Genomic DNA, 22,255 nt, shown 5'->3' with positions numbered 1-22,255 from the left:
AGAGAGCGGCGTGGGCTTGGCTTCGGTGATGTGGTGGCGCTAAAGACGTTCGTTGCAGGCGTTCGCTGCCAGCATCCTTTTACCGCGACCCGGATGGCAGCTCAGTTCCGCAAGCCAACTCTGCGAAGGATGACGCCCGGATTGGCGTCATCGTTCGCCGGGCGACGTATTCGCCACGACTGTGCGCTCTTTCCTCCTGGATAGATATGACTATCTTCGGTCATGCCGCGATCGACGGTCGGGATGTTCTGACTATGAGGTGACCGATACCGCGACATCCATGCTCAGAAAGCTGTCGCTGCTGCCAAAGAAGCTCCCTGACACCGGCGTGCACTGGCTGATATCGCGCGCGACCGCAACGGGGATCAGATTGCTACCTCCGACACTGCGGTTGGTCGGGCCGAAGGTGATCCAGCCCGCTCCGGGGACAAAAACCTCGGCCCAGGCGTGGGTCGCGGCCGCTTCGGCCGAGCCCTGCAGGTCGTGGTTCGGACCGTGCAGATAACCTGACACGACGCGCGTACCGAAGCCGAGCTTGCGTGCTGCTTCTGCAAAAAACACCGCGAAGTCACGGCACGAGCCCCAGCCACGGTCGAGCGTCTCGGTGGGCGATTGGGTGCCCTCGACTTCACGGCTCTGGTACTGGATGCGTTGCGCGACACCTGCATTCAAGTCCTTCAGCAGGGAAAGCGTATCGGTCGGATGGCTGCGGACGAAACCTGTCGCCCAGTTCTGCAACCGCTCGGCCGGATCGGGGTATTGCGATAGTCAGTGCTCCGAGGTCGGTGCATTCGTCGGCGGAGTAGCGAAATGGGTAGGAGATGGCCGAAGCTGCGATGGCAAAAATGGGCCAATGAGCCGTGTTGAGCGAGATATTCGCCACGCTATCGATAACGAGCATGTCGGTCATGCCCGCGAAATTGGCCACAGCGACTGCATTACCGAAGACGTCATGTGCCCATGTCAGCACCGCTGCCGGCGTTATCGTCAAGTCATGCGATGCGAGACGAAGGTCGCGACTTTCGCGTGGGCGAAGCATCAAGCGGTGTGGTCCAAGGCTCACCAACCCACGCAAACGATAGATGGTTTTATGTTGAATTCGAAGCGCAACCAACAGGAGCTCCAATATCCACGCCTACGAGCAGTCCGAGACAGACCTAGGCGATCTCGGCGCACGTCGAACTTGTAACTGCGGAACTCAGGCTCATATTGCTGTTATGGCCAAATCCCCAGTTCGCCTGCTTGACGTCGCCGTGTCGCAATCCGGTCAGGGACGTTGGAAGTGGAACGTTTCAGACGGTGCAACAGAGATCGCGGCGGGTTTTGAAACTACGCGGGAGGCTGCTCAAACTCAGGGTGATTCTGCCTTGTTCGCGCTGCTGTCCATCAACCGGCAATAAAACGGCTGAGTATGGCAAACAGCGGTCTCCTGCGCGCGAACTATTGCCTCCCGCCAACGGTCGCGCAGAGGTGCGGTAAGTCTTTCTACCTGCATTGATCGCGCGTAGAAGAGCCAGCAAGAAATTTCGGCCGGACCTCGACGGTGCTCCCGACTCCGGATTGCGCGGCGCCGACGGCTTGGGCGCCGAAGCTCGAAGCCGATTCCGTTCATTAGCGACAATCTACTCTCAATTTCCGGTGCGCCACGGCGGGCGCATCGATTTCGGAGACCAGCCGACGGCGGCCGCGCTTTAAAGCTCGCTAATCCCAATGGGGAAGCGTAGGGTCCCGGCATCACCGCCCTTCCCGCGGCTTCGACCGGTGACTGAGGGTGACGAGCGCTCCCGCCGAGAAGGAGGAGCGCGTATGTCGCGTTTTCGTCTGGCCGACTGGATCGTACCGCCGGTGATCGTTCCGCTCTTTCTTCTGCTCCTGGTATTAGCAGCGGCCATCCTGCATGGATAGGGCCACACAGCTGCAATTCCTGGTCAGCGGGGACCATCAATCGGGCCGCGTCAATTTTAGCCACGACACAACCGCTGCCGCCTTGAAGAAGGCGAATGAGCTCCTGGATAGGGGTTATTCGGACGTGCGGATTTGCACGCCGCGTGGCCGCATCCTGCTGTCCGACGAGTTCGATCAGCTCGAGGCATGAGGCCGCACGAATCTCATGAGTATTGTTCGGAGAGGCATATGATGAAGACATTTCTTGTGGTGTTTGCGCTCTGCACTTGTGCCCAAGACACTCTCGCCCGCGAGCTCGACTGCCGCACGATCGAGAACACCAGCGGACGTCTCGCTTGTTATGACGCCGCTTTTCCTCCGAAAATCAAGGCGCCTGTGACGGTCGAGAGCGACGGATCGCGAGCGGCATACAAGGACCCGTTCGCGGCGGAAGAGGCCCTAACCGCAGCGAAGCTGAAGAATATCTGTCGCGGCTGCTGAGATTTGCGACACCGCAGTAGTGGGAGTGCGAGACAGGGAGGGCGGCGAAGCGAGCAGTTGCGGTCGTTGGCATCATCCCGCGTTTGTCAGCAGTCAAAGGAGCCTTTGTGGCCCGCGAAACAATCTATATTGTGCAGGCATTCAACGCCGGCAAGGGCGGACATCTGAAGCCGGACTCTCCGATAGCCTGCAAAACGGAGAGTGCCGCGCTCCGAACGGCGGAGCGGCTCGCGTTGAGCAAGCTTGCTGTCGTTGCGTTCTCGTCGAGTAGCGATCCCGAAATCGGCGACTATGACGATGAGCCTACGGTCATCTTTCGCAAGGGTGAGCTACCGGCGGCCTTCAATTGAGCGTTCGGTTCGGATCAAAGCGACAAGAAGGCGAATATTGATGAGCGCGCGACTTGAAACACTTAAGAAAGCCCGTAGTCGCATGATCGAGGACAGGGACGCGCATGCAACCGTGCTAGCCGCTCCCTTTGATCGCGACAAAGCCGAGCGTGCACGCAACAGATTCGTCGAGCTGCAAACGCTCATCGACGCCTTGGACCGCGCCATAAGCGGAGAGATGTCCAGCCCGTCAGGAAGTTAAGCCACGCCCAGGTCTCGTCGCGGGCGTTCGACTCGTCCGCCCTAGAACTGATACCGCCGCAAACCGCCATTCATCGGATCACCGTGCTGGTTATGTACCGCGCCACCGGTGACGCCAGACACATCGCAAGCGCGGCGAGATCTTCCGGCTCGCCCCAATGATGGGAATTGGTTCGCGATCGGAAGTGAAGCGCGTCCATTGCGGTCATTGTCGGCTCATTGGCCCTCAGCCGAACTGACTACGAGGGCCGCATAGGCCGCTCTCAGAGGAGAACCGGACCTGACAAACAGAACGGCCGGACTGCCGCTTGTGACCGCAAAGCGAACATTCTCGGAGCGGGCACCGATGTACGCTATCGGAAGCCAGCCGATGGGTCGCCGCCTGCGTAGCCTTCCAGACAAACGAGGCGGCGGATTCAATTGCCGGCGTGGACGTGCCCGTGTGGCTCCCAATGACAAACCGCGCGAGGCGTCAACGATTGAGTGTCAGGGACGTAGCCATGGTTGCGGAATTGTCGTTTTGAAAGCCATTAAACAGCACATAACCGCCGAATAGGATGACGGACAACAAGCATATACAAGGTAGGAAGGCCGTCCGGACCCGAGAGCGCTCATTTCGCTGGACCCATTCTTGGCGAAGCGAGGGCTCAGCTCTTTGTGGCCGTCTTTGAGAGTTCAGCTTCTACGCCGACTGCGCACGCCCTGGCGAATGAATAGTCCATACTCGTGGAGGCAACGGTCTTCACAAATTCGCCGATGACGCTGTCCCTTGAATAGGAGCTCGCCGCCTTGAACTTGGCGACGGCGCCGTCGGCCGCTGTGAACTGAGCGACGCATATCGGGACCAGGACAGACATCCGGCCGTTGGTCTCCGCCATTGTGGTCATGGTTTGGGCGGTACCGCCGGTGACCCAGCCGCCCCAGGAAAATCCGATCGTTATCGCCGCAACAGCGCCGAAAGCGATTCCTTGGAGGTAGCGAGTCCGCGCCTCACCTTGCAAAATGTCGGGCATTCTCATGATGGTCTCCTTTTTTTGCGCACAAGCGGGTTCGCAGCCGCACACGCCGCTTGCGTCCGCGCTTGGCAAAACATCTAGCTGTGTGAGATTGCGCCTTCCGATGGCACGCTAGCTGCCGCTACGACGACGAGCAGCGACTTCGGAAGTCACCGCTTCATGGACAGCTTCAAGGCGAACAACTGCCACCTTGCCATTCAACGATAGTCTGATGGCCTGATGCTGTACAGCACCTTCTTAGTTCCAGTCCAAAGGTAGCATTGCCGTCGTCTCTGAGCGCGCTCTCAGGCCGTGATTGCAGCTATCAGCGGCTTGGTCCCGACGACGTTCATGACCGCCTCCAGATTATGGGCCAGGCAGTGAGCTGTCTCGGCGATCACCATTGTGGCAGGGTCTTAAGGACTGACTCTGGCGGAGAATAGCTTGTCAGTGGAACGATCGAGCCGCTTATCGGAGCCTTGCGTCCCGTTTAGATGGCCGACCAACTCGCCGGAAAGTCGATAAATATTGATCCCTTTTAGATGATAAAGTTCTTGGCCGTTAAGGCTGAAGATGGTCGCGCCATCCACCACCCCAACGCGGGTGCCATTGCTATTAAAAATATTGCCACTCATGACTGACCTCCCAGAGGCCCCGGAACCAAGCTGCGCTTGTTGTAACCAGATAGCGAGACAATTCGGACGCCACGCCGGAAAATCCAGGCGACCATCGCCATAGCCAACGGAGGCAATTTAGCTCGGGATGCAAATTCGACCGTAAGAAGCTGTGTGACCTCCGGCAATTCAAGGAGACCTGTCACATCGCAATCGACGCAGCGGAATTTGCGTCCTCCCGTTTTCACGAGCACAAATCGCATAGGCCTGCTGCACTTCGGGCAGATGGGAGGCGGGGTATTCTTGGGCATAGGATCTCCCTTTCACCAAGGCGGGAGCTCAACACTGTCAGTCACCGACAACAGCCGAAAGCCCGAAACGGTGATAAATCACCGTGCGCCTTTTAACGGTCCAGTAACGAGTCAATTCCGAGCAATCGACACGGTATTCAAGCACTCCGCCATTTTTAGATCGGCGCAACACGGTTTCGATCCGCAGGGTCAGAATTGCGCGGCTGGCGGCTTCTCACTCGAACGATCGACATTGATTGGCATCGACAGTAGCGCAGCGATATTCGATCTCATCTTTACCGATATCCATCATTGGCACCAAAGCGGAGACGGCGGTTATGGTGATGCTGCTGATAGCGTTCGTCGAAGATTGGCATCTGTATCGGCTAACCACGCTTTACGGACTTCTTGGCGCGCTCGGGCAACGTCCCTTGCGTCTTAAACAATAGCAAGAGGCGATCAACGGCCTTTCACTTCCCTAGCGCCGTTCAGAAAACAGCAGCCCATCTGTTCGTCCTCATATCCCCGGATGTTGCCGCGCGCGAGCATCAAACCTTTCTCCCGAAACAGAGCGGACTTAGGTCTTCTTTTTCGCTGTCGGCGGATTGATTTCAGCGATCCTGCGCAAGCAGTCGGCTTCGGAAGAATGCGGGCCCGAGACGAAGGTTCCGCTGACTTTGGTCGAGTACCAGCCGGATTCCACACCGAGACGAAGCGATTCTTCTGTCATGACGTGACGAGGCGAGAGATTTTGCATCATGGTGCTTTCGGTTAGGCCGTTCCATCGTGGCACGAACGGGCAGGATGAAGTGCTCACTTGAGCCAAACACTGGTTTGTTCAGGTCTCTTCTCCGAAAGTCGGGTAAGGTCCGCAAGCACCGCGGACACCAGGTCGCGGTGATGGGTGTCGGCCGCCGGCAGGCCGGCGGAATACAGGTTGAGCACGTAACGCGCCTTGGCCACCGCCTCGGGCCACGAGGTGGCCGGTGCGGCGAGGATCTCGATTTGACAACGCCCTGCTTGTCACGCAACAGCTTCGCATTGGCCTCGACTTCGGCGATTACGCGACAGATATCGGTGGCTTTCTGCCCCGCCATGCCGCGATGTTTGTCGAACTCGATCGAGGCCTCAGTCACGCGGAGCACTCGCATCGATGCGTTGCGCGTCGGACAGATCAATCGAACTGATCGAGATCATCTCCATCACGGATCGTTGCGGCGGCGCGCCGGGCACCATGATCATGGTGGCGACCCGCCGGAAGCACGGAAACGAAAGGCCTTCGATCATCTCCTCGTCGGTGATGATTTCGTAAGCTCCCGATGCGAGCTCCCGGTCGATACCCTTGATGCGGAAGGGATGCCTGAAATGAACCGTTTCCCGTCGCGTGCGCGTGGTCATGCCGGCAGCCCGGCGAATCTGCGCGCGAAGTCATGAGGTTTTGCGGACATCGTCGCAGCGTGCGCGCTTTTGCGGCAATTAGCTATCGTTTTTTCCGCTGCCGGCCGCATTTGACCGAATAACCCGGCCGAAGCCTTGTACTGGTTCGTTTCGTAGCCATTTCAGTTGTAGGGAGGCCGAAAGGCATTTCGAATGAAGATTCGCGTCGGATTCGAAATGTCCTACGATTTTCCGCAACCGACGCCGATGATCATGGTGCTGGGCACACACTTCACGCGCGCGTCCGATGTGATCGTGCCGGACTTCCTCACTACCGACCCCGCGATCGATATCGGACCCTATCGCGACATGTTCGGCAATTGGTGCAGCCGCATGGTTGCGCCCGCCGGTCGTGTGCGTCTTGCGGCCGATGGCGTCGTTCGCGACAGCGGCCTGCCCGATCCGGTGTTTGCTTCGGCAGTTCAGCATGCGGTCGAGGACCTGCCCGCGGATACCCTGGTCTATTTGCTCGGCAGCCGCTATTGCGAAACCGCTGGCAATTGTTCGAGAAAACACCGCCGGGCCGGGCACGGGTCCAGGCGATCTGCGATTTCGTGCACCGTCACATCGCGTTCGGATACGAGCATGCGCGCGCCAGCAAGACGGCGTGGGAGGCTTACGCGGAAGGCAAGGGCGTCTGCCGCGATTACGCCCATCTCGCCGTCGCGTTCTGCCGCTGCATGAACATTCCCGCGCGCTATTGCACGGGCTATCTCAGCGACATCGGCACGCCAAAGCCTTGGGCCACGGGCGATTTCGCCGGCTGGTTCGAAGCCTATCTCGGCGGCCACTGGCGCACCTTCGATCCGCGCAACAACGTGCCGAGGATCGGCCGCATCCTGATCGCGCAGGGCCGCGACGCCTCCGATGTGCCGATCACCCAGACGTTCGGGCCAAACACGCTGGTCAGCTTCAAGGTCTGGACCGAAGAGATCGTGTGACGAAGGATGATCTCAGTTCCGAGATTGGCCCATCAGCGAAGTGACGCCCCGTGTGGTCCAGGTCTGCTTATTGGGCATCGCGGACCAGATTTGCTCACCCTGAGTTCTTCGCATTTTGACCCTAAACGGGAATCGGGCGTCGCCTGATCGGAGTTACAAAATCCCGCTCAATGTGGTTTGCGACAAGGAGCGTGGTTTGCTCCCTAAATCGCGCGGGCCGTTCGCCACATGGGGTCAAGCTGAAGAACCCGGTGTCGCCTTCGAAGGATGTGCAGAGGACACAGTCGTTCAGAGATGAGCACGCGGCAATAGCCATCCCATGATCTTCTGATACGGATCGCGACGACTGCGGACGAATGCGTTCTCGTTGTTTGGGCTGACTAGAACTTCAACGTCCAATCAAGAACTCTTAGCCCCTCTTATCAAGAAGAATTTTGATTGCTTCTCAAAGGCCGTATCCTGCGCAGGCTAAACCTGAACCAAACCGATGATTAGGTGCCCAAACCAAGATTGGTACAGCTTGGTACACCCCAACTTGGTGTCCGCCCATACACGGGAGCGAATCTCATATTGGCTTTGCAGGCCCGCCGCTCTAGAATTGCGTCGATCGCAGGACGGGCGAAATGCAGTATGTTTGCGACGCGCCGAAGGGCAAGACCTGGTTCCGTATCGAGACGGAAGGTGAAGCGATGCATGAGTCGCGCCTGATGGGCCACACAGTTGAGAAGTATTTCCGCCGGGAGCGGGAGAAGGTAGTCCAGTCCTGGCGTCCCGAGCGACCCAACGCGATCGAGCGCGACATCGGCCTCGAGGCCCATGTACAGCGAGAGATGCCGCTTTTCCTCACGCTGCGCGACAGGGAGGGCAATGCACTGACTACAGCGATGCTGCCACCGGATGGCAAGGACCGCGCCGGGTTCCGGATCATCATCGTTGCCGCATCCAATGCCGATCCCTATCCTCAGCAGGACGCGGCCATCGCTGCACTGGGAGCGCATTTCGGTCTCACACTCGATCGCAACCGCTGCTTCCCCTACGGCCGCTAAGGAGCCTGACAAGTATCGCCGCTTGATTGGAGCGATGTCGGCGCCGGACATAGACCGGCAGGCGCGGGCAATATGGGCCTCGCTTTATTCTCATTTGAGCATACTGTCCGCCCATCGACGGCAGACCACAGGCACCGTTGACAGAGAGTTTTTTACGCTCCCGCCGTAACCGAGGGAGCGCAATATGCCGCACAAAGATAACCTACTTCTCGCATCGCTTTCGCCGGGCGATCTGGCTGCCCTTCAACCCTCCCTAAAGCTCGTGGATCTCGAACAGGAGCAGGTGTTGTTCGAGGCGGGCGATAGCATCGACGCGACTTATTTTCCGACTAGCGCGGTCATTTCTATCGTGGTCAGGCTGTCGAGTGGCCAAGTCGTGGAGGCTGCGATGGTTGGCCGAGACGGCGTGATTGGCGCATCGGCGGCGCTCGATGGCCGGAAGTCGCTAAGCCGGGCGGTCATCCAGCTGAGCGGTAGGGCAATGGTTTGCGGCTTGGCGGAGCTCAGGGGGGCGGCCATGCAGAGCCAACCGCTTCCTTTCACTGCTGATCAGACACGAGCAAACCCTTTACGCTCAGGCGCAGCAATCCACCGCCTGCATGGCGGCGCATCATGTGAACGCCCGCCTGTGCCGCTGGCTGCTCAGATCGAGAGACCTCTCGCAAAGCGATACCCTCTTATTCACGCAAGAGTTCTTAGCGGAGATGCTAGGTGTCAGTCGAACAAGCGTGACGGTCGTGGCGCACACGCTCAACAGGCCGGGATCATCAAATACACCAGAGGCAAGATCCGGATAACCAACCTTCCGGCCCTGCAGGATGCGGCCTGCGAATGCTACGAAACCGTGAAGTCCCAATACCAGGGCTTGCTCGGTGGGGGTGATATCGTGGGCGGAACTCGCATTCAGCCGTCGGCCATCTAACCGCGCAGTGCTTCTGGAAGTACGAGTTTCTCATTTCGGTGGTTGAAGTCCTGGCGACGACAGCCACGCGTTTATGTGTCTGGCTATATCCATGCGGCTAGCCCTGCGAAGGAGCGCGTCGCGCTCCGGACCGGGCGGCAGCCGTCCCGCGGGGTCCTCTAGGTCTTTAGCTGCCTCGGATACTCGCTCGTTAAAAGCGGGCGGCTTGTCTGCTCTTCATTCGAGAGCCGCTTTCGGGTCATCGACACGTTACACCTCTCCAGCTTGACTACTTTTTTCATCAGTTCGTGGGTCAAAACTACATTTGGGTATTTCACGTTTCAATCCGAAACGAAGAATCAGGAGGGAATGACGCAAAAATCCTGCAATGTCAGGAACACGACATAGCAGCACGCGTTGAGTTCACTTGATCTTCGCGAGCCGATCTCAAAGGCCTCCCTCCCGCATCGATGTTATTATTCGGGCAGAGGGGACTGATCAGAAACCCACAACTTAAGTACCCCTCGGAGGCTATCATGGATGGCTCTCGAACCGAACACGCACGCGCGCGTGCACGACACCTTTTGGCACAAATCGCTCCCTTACCCGATGACTCTGAAGCCAAGCGCTTGCGCGAATTATCGATGGATTACATTCGCGAGGCCGAAAGACTGGAAATGGAACGTATCAGCCCGCGAGAGTCCAGCGAACAAATCTCTGAAGCTTTGGATGCGATAGCTCGCGACTATTTTGCTCGTGCTCTTCAAAATAAGTCAAAAGGGTAGTCCATCCACACACGCCAAATGCCGCGGCCACAAAATCGATTGCGGGTTTCGGCGCTGCGGTCATCTTGGTGATTCCGACGCCGAATCGGCGATCGGAAGGAGTTCGTTTTATTGCGCCGCATGATTCTGCTTTTGGCCCACAGCCGGCCTGCACCGGTGTCTGGTTGACGTCGCCTTCTGTGCGCAAAGCGGACCTGACGAAATTTTGGATTCACGCCCAAATGCAATGGCATCGGCCTTTCCGTTTTCTACGCTTGCCTACAACTAGAGCGATTAAGCTCAACTGACGAGAAGCTGGTCGCGCTATCGGCTCGCATGAGCTGACAGCCAGAGGGGCCAGCATGCACACTTCCAGGCCGTCGCGTCTCATCGCCTGCGTTTTTTTCCCATTTGCTGCTGGATACTATCTTTCGTACTTGTTCCGAACGATCAACGCCCTGATCTCGAGTCATCTCATCGCCGATATCGGAATTGGTGCTGCCGACCTCGGGCTACTTACATCCATCTATTTCCTGGTCTTCGCAGGTGCCTGGTTGTTCGGTACGGCGGTCCACTGCTTCAGACGAAGAGGAGTCGGGGCGGAATCAATATTGACGACGGTTGCGGTTCTGTTCATCGCTGCCCAATCTGCTTTGATACTTCGCGAGCCCTTGCCGTCCCTCTTGCCCTGGTCCGTTGTAGCAGTTGTGGGAGCGGCCTCGGTGGTCAGTTTTGCGGTGATAGCCGACTACTTTCCGCCCGAGCTCGCAGGTCGCGCCAATGGCGCATTGAATGTGCTGCACTTCGGATGGGCATTTTTGGCCCAGTACGCGACGGGCCTGATCCTGGAGCAATGGTCCCCCGGGGTTAGCCATAAGCCCGTCTTGGCCTATCAGGTCGCGTTTGGTCTCAACGTAATACTGCAGATCGCGGCAATGGCGTGGTTCGCGCTGCCCTGGCTTCACCATTTCGGCCCGTGGATTGGCTCATTTGACGCTTCCGATGCAATCGAACCGGTCTGCTTGTACGAACAAGCGATCCTACAAGTGTTTGTGGACGACGATGCGGAGTGGTGAGTGGCGACCAGATTAAATTGACCTTCCCGCTTTTCTTTTTCTGCGCCAATCTACGATCACCGAAACCGCTTGTTGCGCTAGATCGATTGGTGGCTCTTCTAATCATCCCCATCTGAGGACGCTCTTTAGACGTCCTCATTCGGTGGGGGCGGCGGTGGCAATCCAATTCATACAATCGGAGTCCATATCACGCGGCGCGCGAATGCTGCGTAGCGCACTTGGTATGGCGATCGCGGGCTACCTCGAAGATGAGTCAATCGTCGAGGTGATGCTCAATCCAGACGGGCGGTTGTGGATCGACCGGCTGTCGACTGGCCTGATCGACACCGGCGAAACTCTGTCGGCGGCGGACGGCGAGCGCATTGTTCGCTTGGTGGCGCACCACGTCGGTGCGGAGGTGCATGCCGGATCGCCACGCGTCTCTGCGGAATTGCCTGTGACCGGTGAGCGTTTCGAAGGTCTCCTGCCTCCGGTCGTTACGGCGCCTGCGTTTGCGATCCGCAAGCCAGCGGTCGCCGTCTTCACGCTCGACGACTATGTCGCCAAGGGGATCATGACCTCGGGGCAGGCCGCGACCCTGAGAGGTGCCGTCTCCGCTCGCAAAAACATCCTTGTCGCCGGTGGCACATCAAGCGGCAAGACAACACTGACCAACGCGCTGTTGGCTGAAGTGGCGAAGACCTCCGATCGCGTCGTTCTGATCGAGGATACGCGCGAATTGCAGTGCAAGGCGCCCAATCTCGTCGCGCTGCGTACCAAGGACGGCGTAGCCACGCTTTCCGACCTGGTCCGTTCCTCGCTCCGACTGCGCCCGGACCGCATCCCGATCGGCGAGGTTAGGGGCGCCGAAGCGCTCGACTTGCTCAAAGCTTGGGGTACCGGCCATCCCGGCGGCATCGGAACTATCCATGCGGGTACCGCGCTTGGCGCGCTGCGGCGGCTCGAGCAACTCATCCAGGAAGCCGTCATCACGGTTCCGCGCGCCCTGATCGCCGAGACCATCAATCTCGTCGCCGTGCTCGCAGGTCGTGGCGCCGATCGTCGCGTCGCCGAACTCGCCCTCGTCACCGGGCTCGGAGCAACGGGTGACTACAGCCTTTCACCAGCAGGAGACTGACATGCGTCTACGATTTCGCTTTCTTCGAGAAGCCGCTTCTCTGGCTGCTTCGGGTGCGGTTCTTCTGATGACAGCGCCGGCATGGGCGGCTGGCTCGAACATGCCGTGGGAGCAGCCGCTCAATCAGATCCTGCAATCGGTCGAAGGCCCGGTCGCCAAGATCATCGCCGTTATCATCATCGTCGTCACCGGTTTGACGCTCGCGTTCGGCGATTCGTCCGGCGGCTTCCGCAGGCTGATCCAGATCGTATTCGGTCTCTCGATCGCGTTTGCCGCCTCGAGCTTCTTTCTGTCGTTCTTCTCTTTCGGCGGCGGCGTGGTGATCTGATGGATGAACCAGTCGCAGGTTTTGTCATGCCCGTTCACCGCGCGTTGACCGAGCCGATCCTGATGGGCGGCGCGCCGCGATCGGTCGCGATCGTCAACGGCACCTTGGCAGCTGCTCTTGGACTTGGACTGCGGCTTTGGATCGCGGGCCTCGTGCTCTGGTTCATCGGACACATGGCCGCTGTCGCATGCCCATGTCGAGTGCGCTGGCCTGCTGGAATCCACAGTGCAACTGAACGACGTGGCTACGGTTGCCCAGGCGCTGGATCGTATCCGGCATTATGCCGACAAGTTGCCGGAAGGCCGGTGGGTGAGGGGAGCAGAGTGGCATCCGATCGCGCAGCTGACGGAAAAGCGCTTCCTCACAGGCGAGGAGCTGGATCGGGCTGCACCCCGTAATCCTGTATGTCTTCCTATCGGGCACTTCACCCTGGTGAATTCGAAGGCGCTGGCGATGGCCGGAATCACCCGGGAGACGGCCGATCCCGAGGGTGGGATCATCCACCGCGACAGGGCGACCAGAGAGCCCAACGGGACCCTGGAAGAAGCTGCCGAGGGTCTCGTACACGCTCTGTTGCCGCAATGGACTGAAGATGAGCGCGACGAACAATTGCAGCATGCCATGCGGTACTTCAACGAGTTTGGGCTTACGTCAGTGATAAGTGCCGCAGTCGCCCCCGGGACGATGCGAGCGCATCAGCGTGTTCGGCGAAGCGGGAAAGCGTCGCTGCGGATCAGCGCGATGTACGCGCCAACCGGCGGCCTCAATCCAGGCATGACGACGGACGAGTGGGATCTGTTCTTCGCACGCATCGGTGCCGCCTCGGATTTTGGAGATGACTGGCTAAGCTACTCAGGTGTCAAACTTCAGATTGATGGCGGCATGACGCTGCGTACCGCGGCGATGCGCGACGGTTATCCGGACGATCCGGCATACAAGGGCACGATCGTCATTGAGCCGGCCAGATTTAATGCCCTGGTTGCAACGGCGAATCGTTACGGCTGGCGTGTGGGAGTCCATGCAGTCGGAGACGCGGCTATCGACACGGTGCTGGACGCGTACGAGCGAGCCAGTGCAGAACGCTCGATCAAGGGCCGGCGTTTTATCATTATTCATGGCAGTCTGATGCGCCGGGACCAGATGGAGCGTGCGCGCGAACTTGACGTGCGTGTCGACGCGCAAACGTCGTTTCTCTGGGACAAGGCGCCTACGGTCGCGAAGTTTCTCGGGAAGGAAACTGCTGATCGTGCCTTTCCGATGCGCACCATGATTGATGTAATGGGGCTTGATGCTGTGGCCCAGGGAACCGATTATCCCACCAATTCCCTGAACCCGTTCATCAACATGTATGTGATGGTGACACGCCGCGACAGGAGCGGCCAGATATTCGGTGCTGCGGAAAGGATCAGCCGCGAGGAGGCTATTCGCCTCTATACAAGCGCTGCGGCGCGCTACTCATTTTCCGAGCGAAAGACTGGATCGATCGAGCCCGGCAAATACGCCGATATGGTCGTTATTTCGGATGACATCCTTTCCGTTCCCGATGAGGCGATCAAGGACATCGTGGCCATTCGCACAATTGTTGAGGGGCGCACTGTGTTCGTACGTGAACTATGAAGGCCGCGTGCGTCAGTCGCGGTCAGGAGGGCGTGAACGAGATGAACAACGGCAACGAGAGACCGCTTGTCACGTCGGTTTGTTATGTGCGCTTGTCAGTCACCGAGCTGCATGCCACCGCCCGCTTCATGTCGGACGTCTTCGGCCTGCAGCGCGTCGCGGACCGGGACGGCGAGATCGCCTTTCGCTCCGACGACCGTTATCGGACAGTCAGTCTCGCCAGCAACTCGAGCGACGATGCGAGCATCGGGATTGAGGTGTGGGACGACAAGGCGCTCGAGATCATTGGCAGGCGCCTGGGCGATCTCGGTTTCGTGGTGAAAAACGCCGACCCGGAAGAGTGTCGCCGACGCTACGTCCAATCTGGACTTCTGGCCGAAGATGCCTCGAAGAACCGGATTGACCTCGTGGTGCGCCCCTCCCGCAGCGGCAAACGCTATTTTCCAACCCGCGACGCTGGCATCGTGCAATTCCACAGCGTCGGCCTTCGGACCACGCACCATGTCCGCGACCTCGCCTTCTGGAAAGCTGTCGGAGCCGAAGTCAGCGACTGGGTCGGCGACATCGCGTATCTGCGGACAGACGGGATGCATCACCGCATCGCGCTGTTCCCTTCGAAGCGCAACGGGCTGCTCTATTCCGCATTCGAGGTCGAAGCGTTCGATCAGATCATGCAGAACAGCTACTTCATGCAAGAGAGCCAGATCAGAATCGTGCAGGGCCCCGGCCGCCAGGCTGCGTCGCGCCAGATCTTCTCGCATGTCGAGGGACCCGACGGCGTGATCTTTTCCTACGTCAACGGGATGGCGGAATATGGCGACAAGCCGCGACTGGCGCGACAGTTTCCACTGGCAGCGACGTCGTTATGCGACTGGGGCAGTGAGAGCAAAGACGTGCCGGAACTGTGCGCCCCTCTCTAGACAACAAGAAGGAAATGAGCATGATTTATCTCAAGGATGTCAGCTACGTCCGCCTCGGCTCGCCGGACCTCGAATCGGCCGAAACCTTTGCGACCGCCTGTCTCGGCTTGCAGATTGCGGAACGCGGCAAGAAGGCGCTTTATTTGCGCTCCGACGATCGGGCGCACACGCTATGTTACTCGGAAGGCGATGCGGGCGATCAGACCGTCGGCTTCGAGGTCGAGGATGATGCGAGCCTGCAGGATGCCGCGTCCACGCTCGAAGCGCTCGGCCACTCCGTCCATGCTGGCACGGCCGAAGAGGCCGAGCAGCGCAAAGTGAAGGCGTTCATCGGCTTCTACGATCCGACCGGCAATCACATCGAACTGGTTGTGCGACCGGAACGCAGTGGGCCGCGCTATTTCGCCAGCCGCGATGCGGGCATCACCGGCTTCAGCCACGTCGGATTGAACTCGACCAATCTCTTGCGTGACGAGCGGTTCTGGACCCAGGTAAGCAACGCCCGGGTTAGCGATCGCATCGGTGATGTTCCCCTGATGCGCGTCAACGCCATCCATCACACCATCGCGCTGCTTCCTGCGCCAAATGCCGGCATCCAGCACATCAACCACCAGGTCGGGAGCAGCGATGATGTGTTGCGCTCCTATTACTTCCTGAACGAGAAGCGCGTGCCAATCGTATTCGGACCCGGCCGGCATCCGACCTCGGGCGCTCGTTTCCTCTACTTCAAAGGTCCTGACGGCATGGTCTTTGAATATTCTGTCGGAGTCGGCGAAATCGAGAACGATGAGACCCACCGCCCGCGTCAATTCGGTTTCGAGCCAGCGAGCTTCTGCATGTGGGGCGCAAAGCCCGCCGGCTAACGTCACCAAAGGCTGAAAGACCGACACTTCATCGAACGACGCGAAGTGGATACTGGCGAGGGATCATGGATCTGGGACTCAAGGGTCGAAAAGCCGTCGTGTGTGCGGCGAGCCAGGGGCTCGGCAAGGCAAGTGCTATGGCGCTAGCGCGAGAGGGTGTCGAGCTGTTCATCGCTGCCCGGCGGCGAGAGGTGCTGGAAGCAACGGCCGATGAGATTGCGAAACTAACGGGAAGCCGCCCGAACACGATTGTCGCGGACGTGACGACGAATGAAGGACGGGACGCCCTCTTGTCGGCCTGTCCTGCTCCAGACATTCTCATCAATAATGCTGGCGGTCCGCCGCCTGGAGATTTTCGCAAGCTTGAGCGCGATGACTGGATCAAGGCACTCGACGGCAACATGCTGGCACCGATTGCCTTGATCAAGGCGACGCTGGACGGCATGATCGAGCGCAGAGTCGGCCGCATCGTCAATGTGACTTCGCACGCGGTGAAGGCTCCGGTCGCGATGCTGGCATTGTCCAACGGCGCGCGCACGGGCCTCACTGGCTTCATTGCCGGCTTGTCTCGCTCGGTGGCCGAGCACAATGTGACCATTAACAATCTTTTGCCCGGCACATTCGATACCGACCGGCTGAAATCGAACCTGGCTGCGCTGGCAAAGAACTCCTCACGTGACGCCGTGGAAGTCACCGAGGAAATCAGGATGACCAATCCGAGCAAGCGCTTCGGTCAACCCCACGAGTTCGGTGCTGCCTGCGCCTTCCTGTGCTCGGCGCAAGCTGGATACATAACAGGGCAAAACATCCTCATCGACGGCGGCGCATATCCCGGCACGTTCTGATCGGCGGTCAGCCGCAGGCTAAGCGTTCTCACAGAATGGGACCGTCTCGCGATCGTCGATCTCGTCTCTTGGGGCGCCGAGGGATATCGGCCAACCGCCGCGAGGTCCGGAAGAAGCGGATCCGACTCGCCCTGAATTCCGATCGGACGTGCAAGTTCAGTCAAATAGACGGCGTCCCTGATGAATGCCTTGTTGATGCCCTAGGCCGCCTCCGCAGCCTGTGCCACTTCCTCGTGCCGCTTCCGGTTGATCAGGTTCAGCAGGTGAACGGAAGCGCGCGCATCGCAGAGTGCCCGATGATGATTGTCGAGTTCGATGCCGTAGATTTTGCAGAGTTTGCCGAGCCCGTAGGATTTATGACCGGGATAGCGCCGCCGCATTCCGGCGCAGGTGCAGAGCTTGGGAAACCGGAAGCGGCGCTCCAACCGTTCGTACTCATACGCGATGAAGCCATAATCGAAGTTGACGTTGTGGGCGACAAAGATACCGTCACCCATGAATTCCATGAAGCTCTCTGCTACCTCCGCGAACACAGGCGCGTCCCGCACCATCTCGTTGGTGATACCGGTCAACTGAACGATTTTGGTCGGGATCGCACGCTGCGGATTGAGCAAAGTGTGCCATTCGTCGACAACCTCGTGATTGCGGACCTTCACGGCGCCGATTTCAGTGATGCGGTCGCCGTTCGACCAGGCGCCGGTGGTCTCGATATCGACCACGACGTAGTCCTGTTCGGGGTCGAAGCGATAGTCGACCCGGCCGATTTCGGCGACGATGCCCGCGGTGCCGAGCTGGCGCAGGCGGGTGAGCTGATTGCGCCGGATGACGTCGCCCTCTGCCTTGATCTCCATGAACGAGGTTTTACCGTCGCGCACCACCATCAGGTCGGGGAAGCCATCCTTCATGTCGCGGAAGTCGTCGCACATCGAGCGGACGATACGGGCGACGCCGGCCGGATCGGTGCCTTCGAGCAGCGCGCGCAGTGCTTCGACCTGCACGTTGTCCCAGGCAAAAATCCCGTTGGGCCGCCCCCATCTTGCGGCGATCGTGCGCAGGATGATCGACAATCCGTTACCGGATTCAATGGCCTCCAGCTTGGCATCGATCGATGACGCGAACAGCCGGCGGAAGCTGCGGTCCTTCAGGCAATGCGGCACAAAGTCGAAGCAGCTGGCCAGTTGAGTGGTCTCGAAGAGCTCGTCCCAGAACAGAAGACCGAACAGGCTGTGCCACAGCACGTTCTCGGCGTTAAACACACGCGCGCCCTCGCGCCGCAGGACGCTGGCCACGCCCGCTTCGGGATTGCCACGATGCGTGTCGTCGACCGTAATGGCGCGGCCCGACCGAAGGAGTTCGGTGTAGAGCCCCGTGCGCCGTCCCCCGAACTTGTGCGCGTAGAAGTCCGTGGCAAACAGGTGCTCGCCATCGCTCGCGGGATCATCGATCATACGCTGCAGCAGTTCCTCGGCTTCGACCCGTTCTCCCTCGCTGTAGAGCAGGCGCGCCAGGCGTTCGTTGCAGTCGGGGGAAGAGCCTGCACGATAGAGCTGACGGGCGAGGGCACACTCATCACACTTTTCGAAATACAGGCCCGCCTGATGTGCCGCACGGCTGCGAAGATCGGCGGCGTAGTCCGTCCCGCAAGCGGGGCCACCAAGGACATCAATGGCTGCCTGGCGATAGACGGCCTCAGATTTGACATCGAGACGATCGAGGATCTGACTGTAATAGAAAGACGCCACGGCCTCATCGCCGTCAGTGAAACGCGCGTTAAATGACGTTTCCCGGTTGGTACGGAGAATGCCGAGATCGCGCAGGGCAAAATTCTTGAGGTCGACCTCGGTCTTGCCAAAGTAAAGGTAGAGAAGGAACTCGATTGGGCGCGTTCCGTCGAGCGCGATGAATTTGTGCCCGCCGCAGTGCTGCGCAGCGACGGAAAAGGGAATTTGCCCGAGATAGTAATCGACGAACCTCGGCTTTGCCCACGACTTGCGGACGTCTCCGCGCCCGGCCGCTTGCGCTCCCGTTACAAGGACCTTCCTGGGAAGGCAGGCGACGAACGCAGGGTAGTCGGATTCCGACAGCGCACGAGCGTGGCCGGCAACCGTCAATTCGGCAGCCGCAAGCTCGATGTCCTTGATCTCCGGATAACTGAAGAGCGATCGGTTGAAGATCGCTCCACGCCTGTTCACCATCCGGATCAGCAGGCATTGTGCGTCCCGCGAAAGGCCGCCGAAGCATGCGACGAAAGCGCGGTGCTCGTCGCCGAGAATCGAACCGTAGATCTTTTGTACGAATTCCAGCATCTCGACGAAGTGGTCGAGATAGTAGTACGCGGGCAGCACAGGAAGCTTCATCCGCGGTCGCTCCGCCGGATGTGCTCGTGTAGCGGCAGAATCGCCCGAGCCGCATGACGTCCGGGCACTACTGAAAGTCCCGGAGACGCTAACGTCGCGGTTCGAGCAAGCCGATTCATGTTCCAGTTTTTTTCTCGCCGCCGCGATTTGTCAAGAGCGCGGGCGAGGGGCGGCGCGTGCGCCTTATCGTCGGGGCAAACTCATAAAATCATGAGGGGAAATCGGCGACACGAGGGAGTACCGTTGTCCGTCTCAGCTCTGCGGCGGTGCTTCCGGCTCGGCTGTTTTGTCTTGCGCGGGAGGGCCTTCGCTTGCTGGTAAAAGTCCAGCATGGATCGCCCATTCCAGCGGGCCTATTGATGTCGCGAGCTCTTTCTCCTCGTCGATCGACCAGAGTTGCAGGCGAGGGCCGACGAGTAGGCGTAGTAACCGCCTGCGTATTCGCGGTCGGAGTCTTTTGGTGGTTCGACGAAACCAAGCTTTGCCGATCTGGCCGATAGATCGAGAAACTCCGGGCTGATCAGAGCATCGATCTGCTGAATGCGTCGTCGAATCCACGCCGAGATGTTCTCTGCAGGGTTCTCTCCATCCATCCCGAGTTGCTCCAGATGCGCAAGCACGGCAGAGAGCTTTGATCGCTCAACGAGTTGCTCATGGACTGCATCGACAAACTCAAGGCGACGCTTCTCGCGCGTATTGAAGGCTTCCACACGCTTGCGGCGGGCTTCCCCCTCCAGACGTTTGCGCTCACTCTCCTCGGCCGCGCGCCGGCGCTCCTTGAGCAATGCCCCGTGCTCAACAAGGCTTGCGACGATCTCTGGCAACATGGCTTCGACTTTTTGCCTCTTGCCATCTGACCAGGTCCGGCGAAGTCCTGCCCACAAATTGACTTGAATGACGATGGAGAGCCGGCCGGACGGCGAACGGTCGTAATTCGGCCAAGGGTCCCTCAAATTGCCCCAACGGAGATTATCTTCCTTCCGTTTCAATTCGGCTGCTGTCGGCTCGTGTGGAGTCTTGCGCGGCCGCTCTTCAATTCCAAAGGCGATCGAGACGTCTTCATTCGTTAGCTCGAGTGCGGTCTCGGTGGCTGTGGGGCGGTATCCTTCGGTTTCGGCAAGGACAAAGAGCCGGGCCAGAAGTTGAAGAGCCCGACCGGCTGAGCCGGGCGCGATCTTCAGGGACACTATGCCGCGCCCTTGGGCGCTCGTGAAACCCTCCGCGTCGGGGCGCGCTTTCGAAATGGCGCGCAGCGTTGCTGCCAGGATAGGGAGCTCCTCCACCAGAAAGTCGGTCGCGCCTGCTGCGGGAGGTTCAGACACCTTCGTCAGCCTCTCGTGGGCTTCCATCCCTGCCTTGCTCACCTGTCCTGGCAGGTTTGATGCGCTCGCGCCGGAGATGCGCACTTGGTCAAACCTTGCATCGGTTAGCTTCGGCAGGGACACCCGGCGAACGGGTTTGTCATGCTCGAGCTTCGCCCAGTATCCTCGGTCGGGAGTGGGGATCTTGTGGCGGTTACAGGTCTTCTTGAGAGCCGTACTGGTCAAGCCGTACTCGGCGGCGACCTTGGTCATCGGTTTTGACCAGACCTGCTGGTAAAGTTCATCGCGGGAAACAGTACGCACGCAAACGCCTCGGAGCTCAGTGAAATCTACAACGGACTAGCACGGCCTTTACGGGGCGATCGAGTCTTGCTTCGGAGTCGAGTACCTACCGCGGATCGGTCGCTCAATCGGTTCTCTCCTGCGGCAGGACGAAAAATCTGACCTGGGTCACCGCTGCAAAGTATTCATCTCAGTTGCATGGTTCCAATGCCGGCTCCGTGCTCCCTCGATACAACGGCGACGAGCCAGCCAAGGTGAGGCAGGCTGCTCAACTGGTCATGTGAAAGAGATTTGCGAGCAGTTGCTCACCGTCTGGCGGACAGGGTGTTTACTGCGTTGGCGCAATCGAACAGCCGCAGTTGCAGGAATAAGTCCCGAGAGACGACCCCTTCCAGCGGAGACCAATCGTGCCAAGTCCATTTTGGCGATCTTCGGTTCGACGGTCGTCTAGGTTTGCGTTCGGAAAACCGATACACCATCCCGCCTTCTGCAGCTTTTTGATCGACCGCGAAAGCGGGTGCTTATAGCTATTATTGTTCCCGAAAGACATTGCTGCGCGGGTAGCCGACAGGTTCGGCCTGGAGGGAGCCGGGCCTGCAGCCTGTCCTCCATGATGGGAAACAGTCAGTGACGTGATCGACCGTACCGCCGAAGCCTTCAGGGAGGGAATGTCAGCGTAGCCCGCATCTCCCGGCAAGAGTATGGGAGCATCGCTTTTGTCCGGTCCGTTCACCAAAACGGCAATGCCCGAGCGGTTGAAGTTTCCGGTCGAGCCAGTGCAACGCTCAAGCTCGACTGCCCCGTTCCTCAAAATGCCTTTCCCATTCCAGATCATCAGGGTGCCGTTCTGGATGATGCTGTTCGCCATGGCCGATTTGCGGGCCGGCCCCAATCATTTGAAACGGAGCGATCCATGTCCTGTTGAGAGCCGTCGTAAATTTGTTGGCGGCGTGAAAATGGTCATAGTGCCAGTCCGTGAGTATCACCAATGGATCATCTTTGAGGCAGATTCCCGTCATAGCAGATGGCCATGTGCTGGCATCCGCCAGCACGCCCGCTCCAAGATCAACGTATGCCCGTACTTTTCTGGATTTGCTGACCAGGGCATTTGCAGCGCCTTGTCCAACATCAAGAACAAAGACGTCTTCGAGACCACCGGTCGGGAGAGCTTGCCGTATCTCTTCGCCCGGTCTTGCGTGAGGTGACAGGTCAGTTACGTTCTTCAGGGTGTTCAGAGCGTTCTGCCTGATAGAGCCCTGAAAGAACCGCACGCGCGTAGGAGGTCCGTTGATGTTGCCATAGAGATTTGCAGGGCCACTTTCATCGGGCAGGACCTGAAGTTCAAGCCAGAGAGGCAGCCTCTTCGACCAGACTCTGAGCCATTCAAGAGCAACGACATCTTCGCCAAGCCGCGAATTGACCTCGATTGCGTACACCCGGAGCACGGGTGGATAGTGAACTCGAGCGGCCAATAGTCATTGGCCCGCGTGCTGGAGAGTTCTCGCCGTCGAACCAGTCCGCGTCCACCGTATCGAACAGGGCGTACTGCCTCCTGTGCCAGTCAA

Annotated in this window: 21 protein-coding genes and 4 pseudogenes; 16 read left to right on the top strand and 9 right to left on the bottom strand. The window is 59.1% G+C overall.

All coding sequences use genetic code 11. The features are described from left to right. Positions 1 to 252 precede the first annotated feature (252 nt). Positions 253 to 1,114: pseudogene (locus tag IC762_RS30660) on the bottom strand (transglutaminase family protein). A gap of 783 nt (positions 1,115 to 1,897) precedes the next feature. Here IC762_RS30660 and IC762_RS35185 point away from each other — a divergent pair. The 4 genes from IC762_RS35185 (at position 1,898) to IC762_RS35755 (ending at position 2,976) form a co-directional block, all read left to right on the top strand. Continuing rightward, entirely contained in the window at positions 1,898 to 2,095 is a 198-nt protein-coding gene (locus IC762_RS35185; RefSeq protein ID WP_234683551.1) for a hypothetical protein, read from the top strand. Between the two features lie 38 nt (positions 2,096 to 2,133). Continuing rightward, positions 2,134 to 2,385: a type VI secretion protein gene (locus tag IC762_RS30655; protein ID WP_246801331.1), complete on the top strand. Its 252-nt coding sequence runs from the start codon at positions 2,134 to 2,136 to the stop codon at positions 2,383 to 2,385. A gap of 107 nt (positions 2,386 to 2,492) precedes the next feature. Further along, positions 2,493 to 2,735: a hypothetical protein gene (locus IC762_RS30650; protein ID WP_195785840.1), complete on the top strand. Its 243-nt coding sequence runs from the start codon at positions 2,493 to 2,495 to the stop codon at positions 2,733 to 2,735. A 40-nt stretch (positions 2,736 to 2,775) separates the two neighbouring features. After that, positions 2,776 to 2,976 (top strand): hypothetical protein, encoded by a 201-nt coding sequence (locus tag IC762_RS35755; protein WP_349629741.1) that lies wholly within the window; start codon positions 2,776 to 2,778, stop codon positions 2,974 to 2,976. Positions 2,977 to 3,622: 646 nt separating this feature from the next. Here IC762_RS35755 and IC762_RS30645 read toward each other — a convergent pair. From IC762_RS30645 to IC762_RS30630, 5 genes and pseudogenes are all read right to left on the bottom strand, one after another. Then, a complete protein-coding gene (locus tag IC762_RS30645; RefSeq protein ID WP_195785839.1) occupies positions 3,623 to 3,994 on the bottom strand; it encodes a hypothetical protein in 372 nt (123 codons plus the stop codon). Positions 3,995 to 4,386: 392 nt separating this feature from the next. Further along, on the bottom strand, positions 4,387 to 4,605 hold the full coding sequence (locus tag IC762_RS30640) for a 4-fold beta flower protein (protein WP_195785838.1): 219 nt from the start codon (positions 4,603 to 4,605) through the stop codon (positions 4,387 to 4,389). 846 nt (positions 4,606 to 5,451) lie between these two features. Continuing rightward, entirely contained in the window at positions 5,452 to 5,631 is a 180-nt protein-coding gene (locus tag IC762_RS30635) for a hypothetical protein (RefSeq protein WP_195790363.1), read from the bottom strand. Between the two features lie 56 nt (positions 5,632 to 5,687). Next, positions 5,688 to 6,010 (bottom strand): annotated as a pseudogene (locus tag IC762_RS35520) (hypothetical protein). Beyond that, positions 6,003 to 6,272: a hypothetical protein gene (locus IC762_RS30630; protein ID WP_195785837.1), complete on the bottom strand. Its 270-nt coding sequence runs from the start codon at positions 6,270 to 6,272 to the stop codon at positions 6,003 to 6,005. The pseudogene IC762_RS35520 and the gene IC762_RS30630 overlap by 8 nt, the downstream one beginning before the upstream one ends. Before the next feature lie 192 nt (positions 6,273 to 6,464). On the opposite strand from IC762_RS30630, the pseudogene IC762_RS30625 reads away from it, so the two are divergent. The 12 genes and pseudogenes from IC762_RS30625 (at position 6,465) to IC762_RS30570 (ending at position 16,729) form a co-directional block, all read left to right on the top strand. After that, positions 6,465 to 7,252, top strand: a pseudogene (locus IC762_RS30625) (transglutaminase-like domain-containing protein). Positions 7,253 to 7,875: 623 nt separating this feature from the next. Next, entirely contained in the window at positions 7,876 to 8,298 is a 423-nt protein-coding gene (locus IC762_RS30620; protein ID WP_195785836.1) for a hypothetical protein, read from the top strand. Positions 8,299 to 8,482: 184 nt separating this feature from the next. Next, positions 8,483 to 9,220 (top strand): Crp/Fnr family transcriptional regulator, encoded by a 738-nt coding sequence (locus tag IC762_RS35860; RefSeq protein ID WP_433995862.1) that lies wholly within the window; start codon positions 8,483 to 8,485, stop codon positions 9,218 to 9,220. A gap of 515 nt (positions 9,221 to 9,735) precedes the next feature. Continuing rightward, positions 9,736 to 9,984 (top strand): hypothetical protein, encoded by a 249-nt coding sequence (locus IC762_RS30610; protein ID WP_195785835.1) that lies wholly within the window; start codon positions 9,736 to 9,738, stop codon positions 9,982 to 9,984. A 341-nt stretch (positions 9,985 to 10,325) separates the two neighbouring features. Beyond that, on the top strand, positions 10,326 to 11,039 hold the full coding sequence (locus IC762_RS30605; protein WP_195785834.1) for a hypothetical protein: 714 nt from the start codon (positions 10,326 to 10,328) through the stop codon (positions 11,037 to 11,039). 202 nt (positions 11,040 to 11,241) lie between these two features. Further along, positions 11,242 to 12,156, top strand: a complete 915-nt coding sequence (gene trbB, locus IC762_RS30600) for a P-type conjugative transfer ATPase TrbB (RefSeq protein WP_195785833.1) — start codon at positions 11,242 to 11,244, stop codon at positions 12,154 to 12,156. 1 nt (position 12,157) lies between these two features. Beyond that, a complete protein-coding gene (locus IC762_RS30595; protein WP_195785832.1) occupies positions 12,158 to 12,484 on the top strand; it encodes a TrbC/VirB2 family protein in 327 nt (108 codons plus the stop codon). Continuing rightward, a pseudogene (locus IC762_RS30590) lies at positions 12,484 to 12,669 on the top strand (VirB3 family type IV secretion system protein); the annotation flags it as partial. The gene IC762_RS30595 and the pseudogene IC762_RS30590, both read left to right, overlap by 1 nt. A gap of 40 nt (positions 12,670 to 12,709) precedes the next feature. After that, positions 12,710 to 14,101, top strand: a complete 1,392-nt coding sequence (locus IC762_RS30585; RefSeq protein ID WP_246801329.1) for an amidohydrolase — start codon at positions 12,710 to 12,712, stop codon at positions 14,099 to 14,101. 41 nt (positions 14,102 to 14,142) lie between these two features. Next, a complete protein-coding gene (locus IC762_RS30580; RefSeq protein WP_195785831.1) occupies positions 14,143 to 15,021 on the top strand; it encodes a VOC family protein in 879 nt (292 codons plus the stop codon). A gap of 14 nt (positions 15,022 to 15,035) precedes the next feature. After that, positions 15,036 to 15,884, top strand: a complete 849-nt coding sequence (locus IC762_RS30575; protein ID WP_349629740.1) for a VOC family protein — start codon at positions 15,036 to 15,038, stop codon at positions 15,882 to 15,884. 65 nt (positions 15,885 to 15,949) lie between these two features. Then, positions 15,950 to 16,729 (top strand): SDR family oxidoreductase, encoded by a 780-nt coding sequence (locus IC762_RS30570; protein ID WP_195785829.1) that lies wholly within the window; start codon positions 15,950 to 15,952, stop codon positions 16,727 to 16,729. 200 nt (positions 16,730 to 16,929) lie between these two features. Here IC762_RS30570 and IC762_RS30565 read toward each other — a convergent pair whose 3' ends face one another. From IC762_RS30565 to IC762_RS30555, 3 genes are all read right to left on the bottom strand, one after another. After that, positions 16,930 to 19,086, bottom strand: coding sequence for an exonuclease domain-containing protein (locus IC762_RS30565; RefSeq protein ID WP_195785828.1), 2,157 nt, complete (start codon positions 19,084 to 19,086; stop codon positions 16,930 to 16,932). A gap of 353 nt (positions 19,087 to 19,439) precedes the next feature. Continuing rightward, a complete protein-coding gene (locus tag IC762_RS30560; protein ID WP_195785827.1) occupies positions 19,440 to 20,711 on the bottom strand; it encodes a hypothetical protein in 1,272 nt (423 codons plus the stop codon). A gap of 764 nt (positions 20,712 to 21,475) precedes the next feature. Next, positions 21,476 to 22,126: a hypothetical protein gene (locus IC762_RS30555; protein ID WP_195785826.1), complete on the bottom strand. Its 651-nt coding sequence runs from the start codon at positions 22,124 to 22,126 to the stop codon at positions 21,476 to 21,478. Positions 22,127 to 22,255: the final 129 nt, after the last annotated feature.

The organism is Bradyrhizobium genosp. L (assembly GCF_015624485.1).
Classification (GTDB): domain Bacteria; phylum Pseudomonadota; class Alphaproteobacteria; order Rhizobiales; family Xanthobacteraceae; genus Bradyrhizobium.
The sequence above is the reverse complement of the archived record's forward strand: the minus strand, read 5'-3'. Positions and strand labels throughout refer to the sequence as shown.

Excerpts from the sequence above, each read along its gene's own strand:
- IC762_RS35185 (WP_234683551.1), top strand. The coding sequence starts at position 1,898 with ATGGATAGGGCCACACAGCTGCAATTCCTGGTCAGCGGGGACCATCAA.
- IC762_RS30655 (WP_246801331.1), top strand. The coding sequence starts at position 2,134 with ATGATGAAGACATTTCTTGTGGTGTTTGCGCTCTGCACTTGTGCCCAA.
- IC762_RS35755 (WP_349629741.1), top strand. The coding sequence starts at position 2,776 with ATGAGCGCGCGACTTGAAACACTTAAGAAAGCCCGTAGTCGCATGATC.
- IC762_RS30645 (WP_195785839.1), bottom strand. The coding sequence starts at position 3,994 with ATGAGAATGCCCGACATTTTGCAAGGTGAGGCGCGGACTCGCTACCTC.
- IC762_RS30640 (WP_195785838.1), bottom strand. The coding sequence starts at position 4,605 with ATGAGTGGCAATATTTTTAATAGCAATGGCACCCGCGTTGGGGTGGTG.
- IC762_RS30635 (WP_195790363.1), bottom strand. The coding sequence starts at position 5,631 with ATGCAAAATCTCTCGCCTCGTCACGTCATGACAGAAGAATCGCTTCGT.
- IC762_RS30630 (WP_195785837.1), bottom strand. The coding sequence starts at position 6,272 with ATGACCACGCGCACGCGACGGGAAACGGTTCATTTCAGGCATCCCTTC.
- IC762_RS30620 (WP_195785836.1), top strand. The coding sequence starts at position 7,876 with ATGCAGTATGTTTGCGACGCGCCGAAGGGCAAGACCTGGTTCCGTATC.
- IC762_RS35860 (WP_433995862.1), top strand. The coding sequence starts at position 8,483 with ATGCCGCACAAAGATAACCTACTTCTCGCATCGCTTTCGCCGGGCGAT.
- IC762_RS30610 (WP_195785835.1), top strand. The coding sequence starts at position 9,736 with ATGGATGGCTCTCGAACCGAACACGCACGCGCGCGTGCACGACACCTT.
- IC762_RS30605 (WP_195785834.1), top strand. The coding sequence starts at position 10,326 with ATGCACACTTCCAGGCCGTCGCGTCTCATCGCCTGCGTTTTTTTCCCA.
- trbB (WP_195785833.1), top strand. The coding sequence starts at position 11,242 with ATGCTGCGTAGCGCACTTGGTATGGCGATCGCGGGCTACCTCGAAGAT.
- IC762_RS30595 (WP_195785832.1), top strand. The coding sequence starts at position 12,158 with ATGCGTCTACGATTTCGCTTTCTTCGAGAAGCCGCTTCTCTGGCTGCT.
- IC762_RS30580 (WP_195785831.1), top strand. The coding sequence starts at position 14,143 with ATGAACAACGGCAACGAGAGACCGCTTGTCACGTCGGTTTGTTATGTG.
- IC762_RS30575 (WP_349629740.1), top strand. The coding sequence starts at position 15,036 with ATGAGCATGATTTATCTCAAGGATGTCAGCTACGTCCGCCTCGGCTCG.
- IC762_RS30570 (WP_195785829.1), top strand. The coding sequence starts at position 15,950 with ATGGATCTGGGACTCAAGGGTCGAAAAGCCGTCGTGTGTGCGGCGAGC.
- IC762_RS30565 (WP_195785828.1), bottom strand. The coding sequence starts at position 19,086 with ATGAAGCTTCCTGTGCTGCCCGCGTACTACTATCTCGACCACTTCGTC.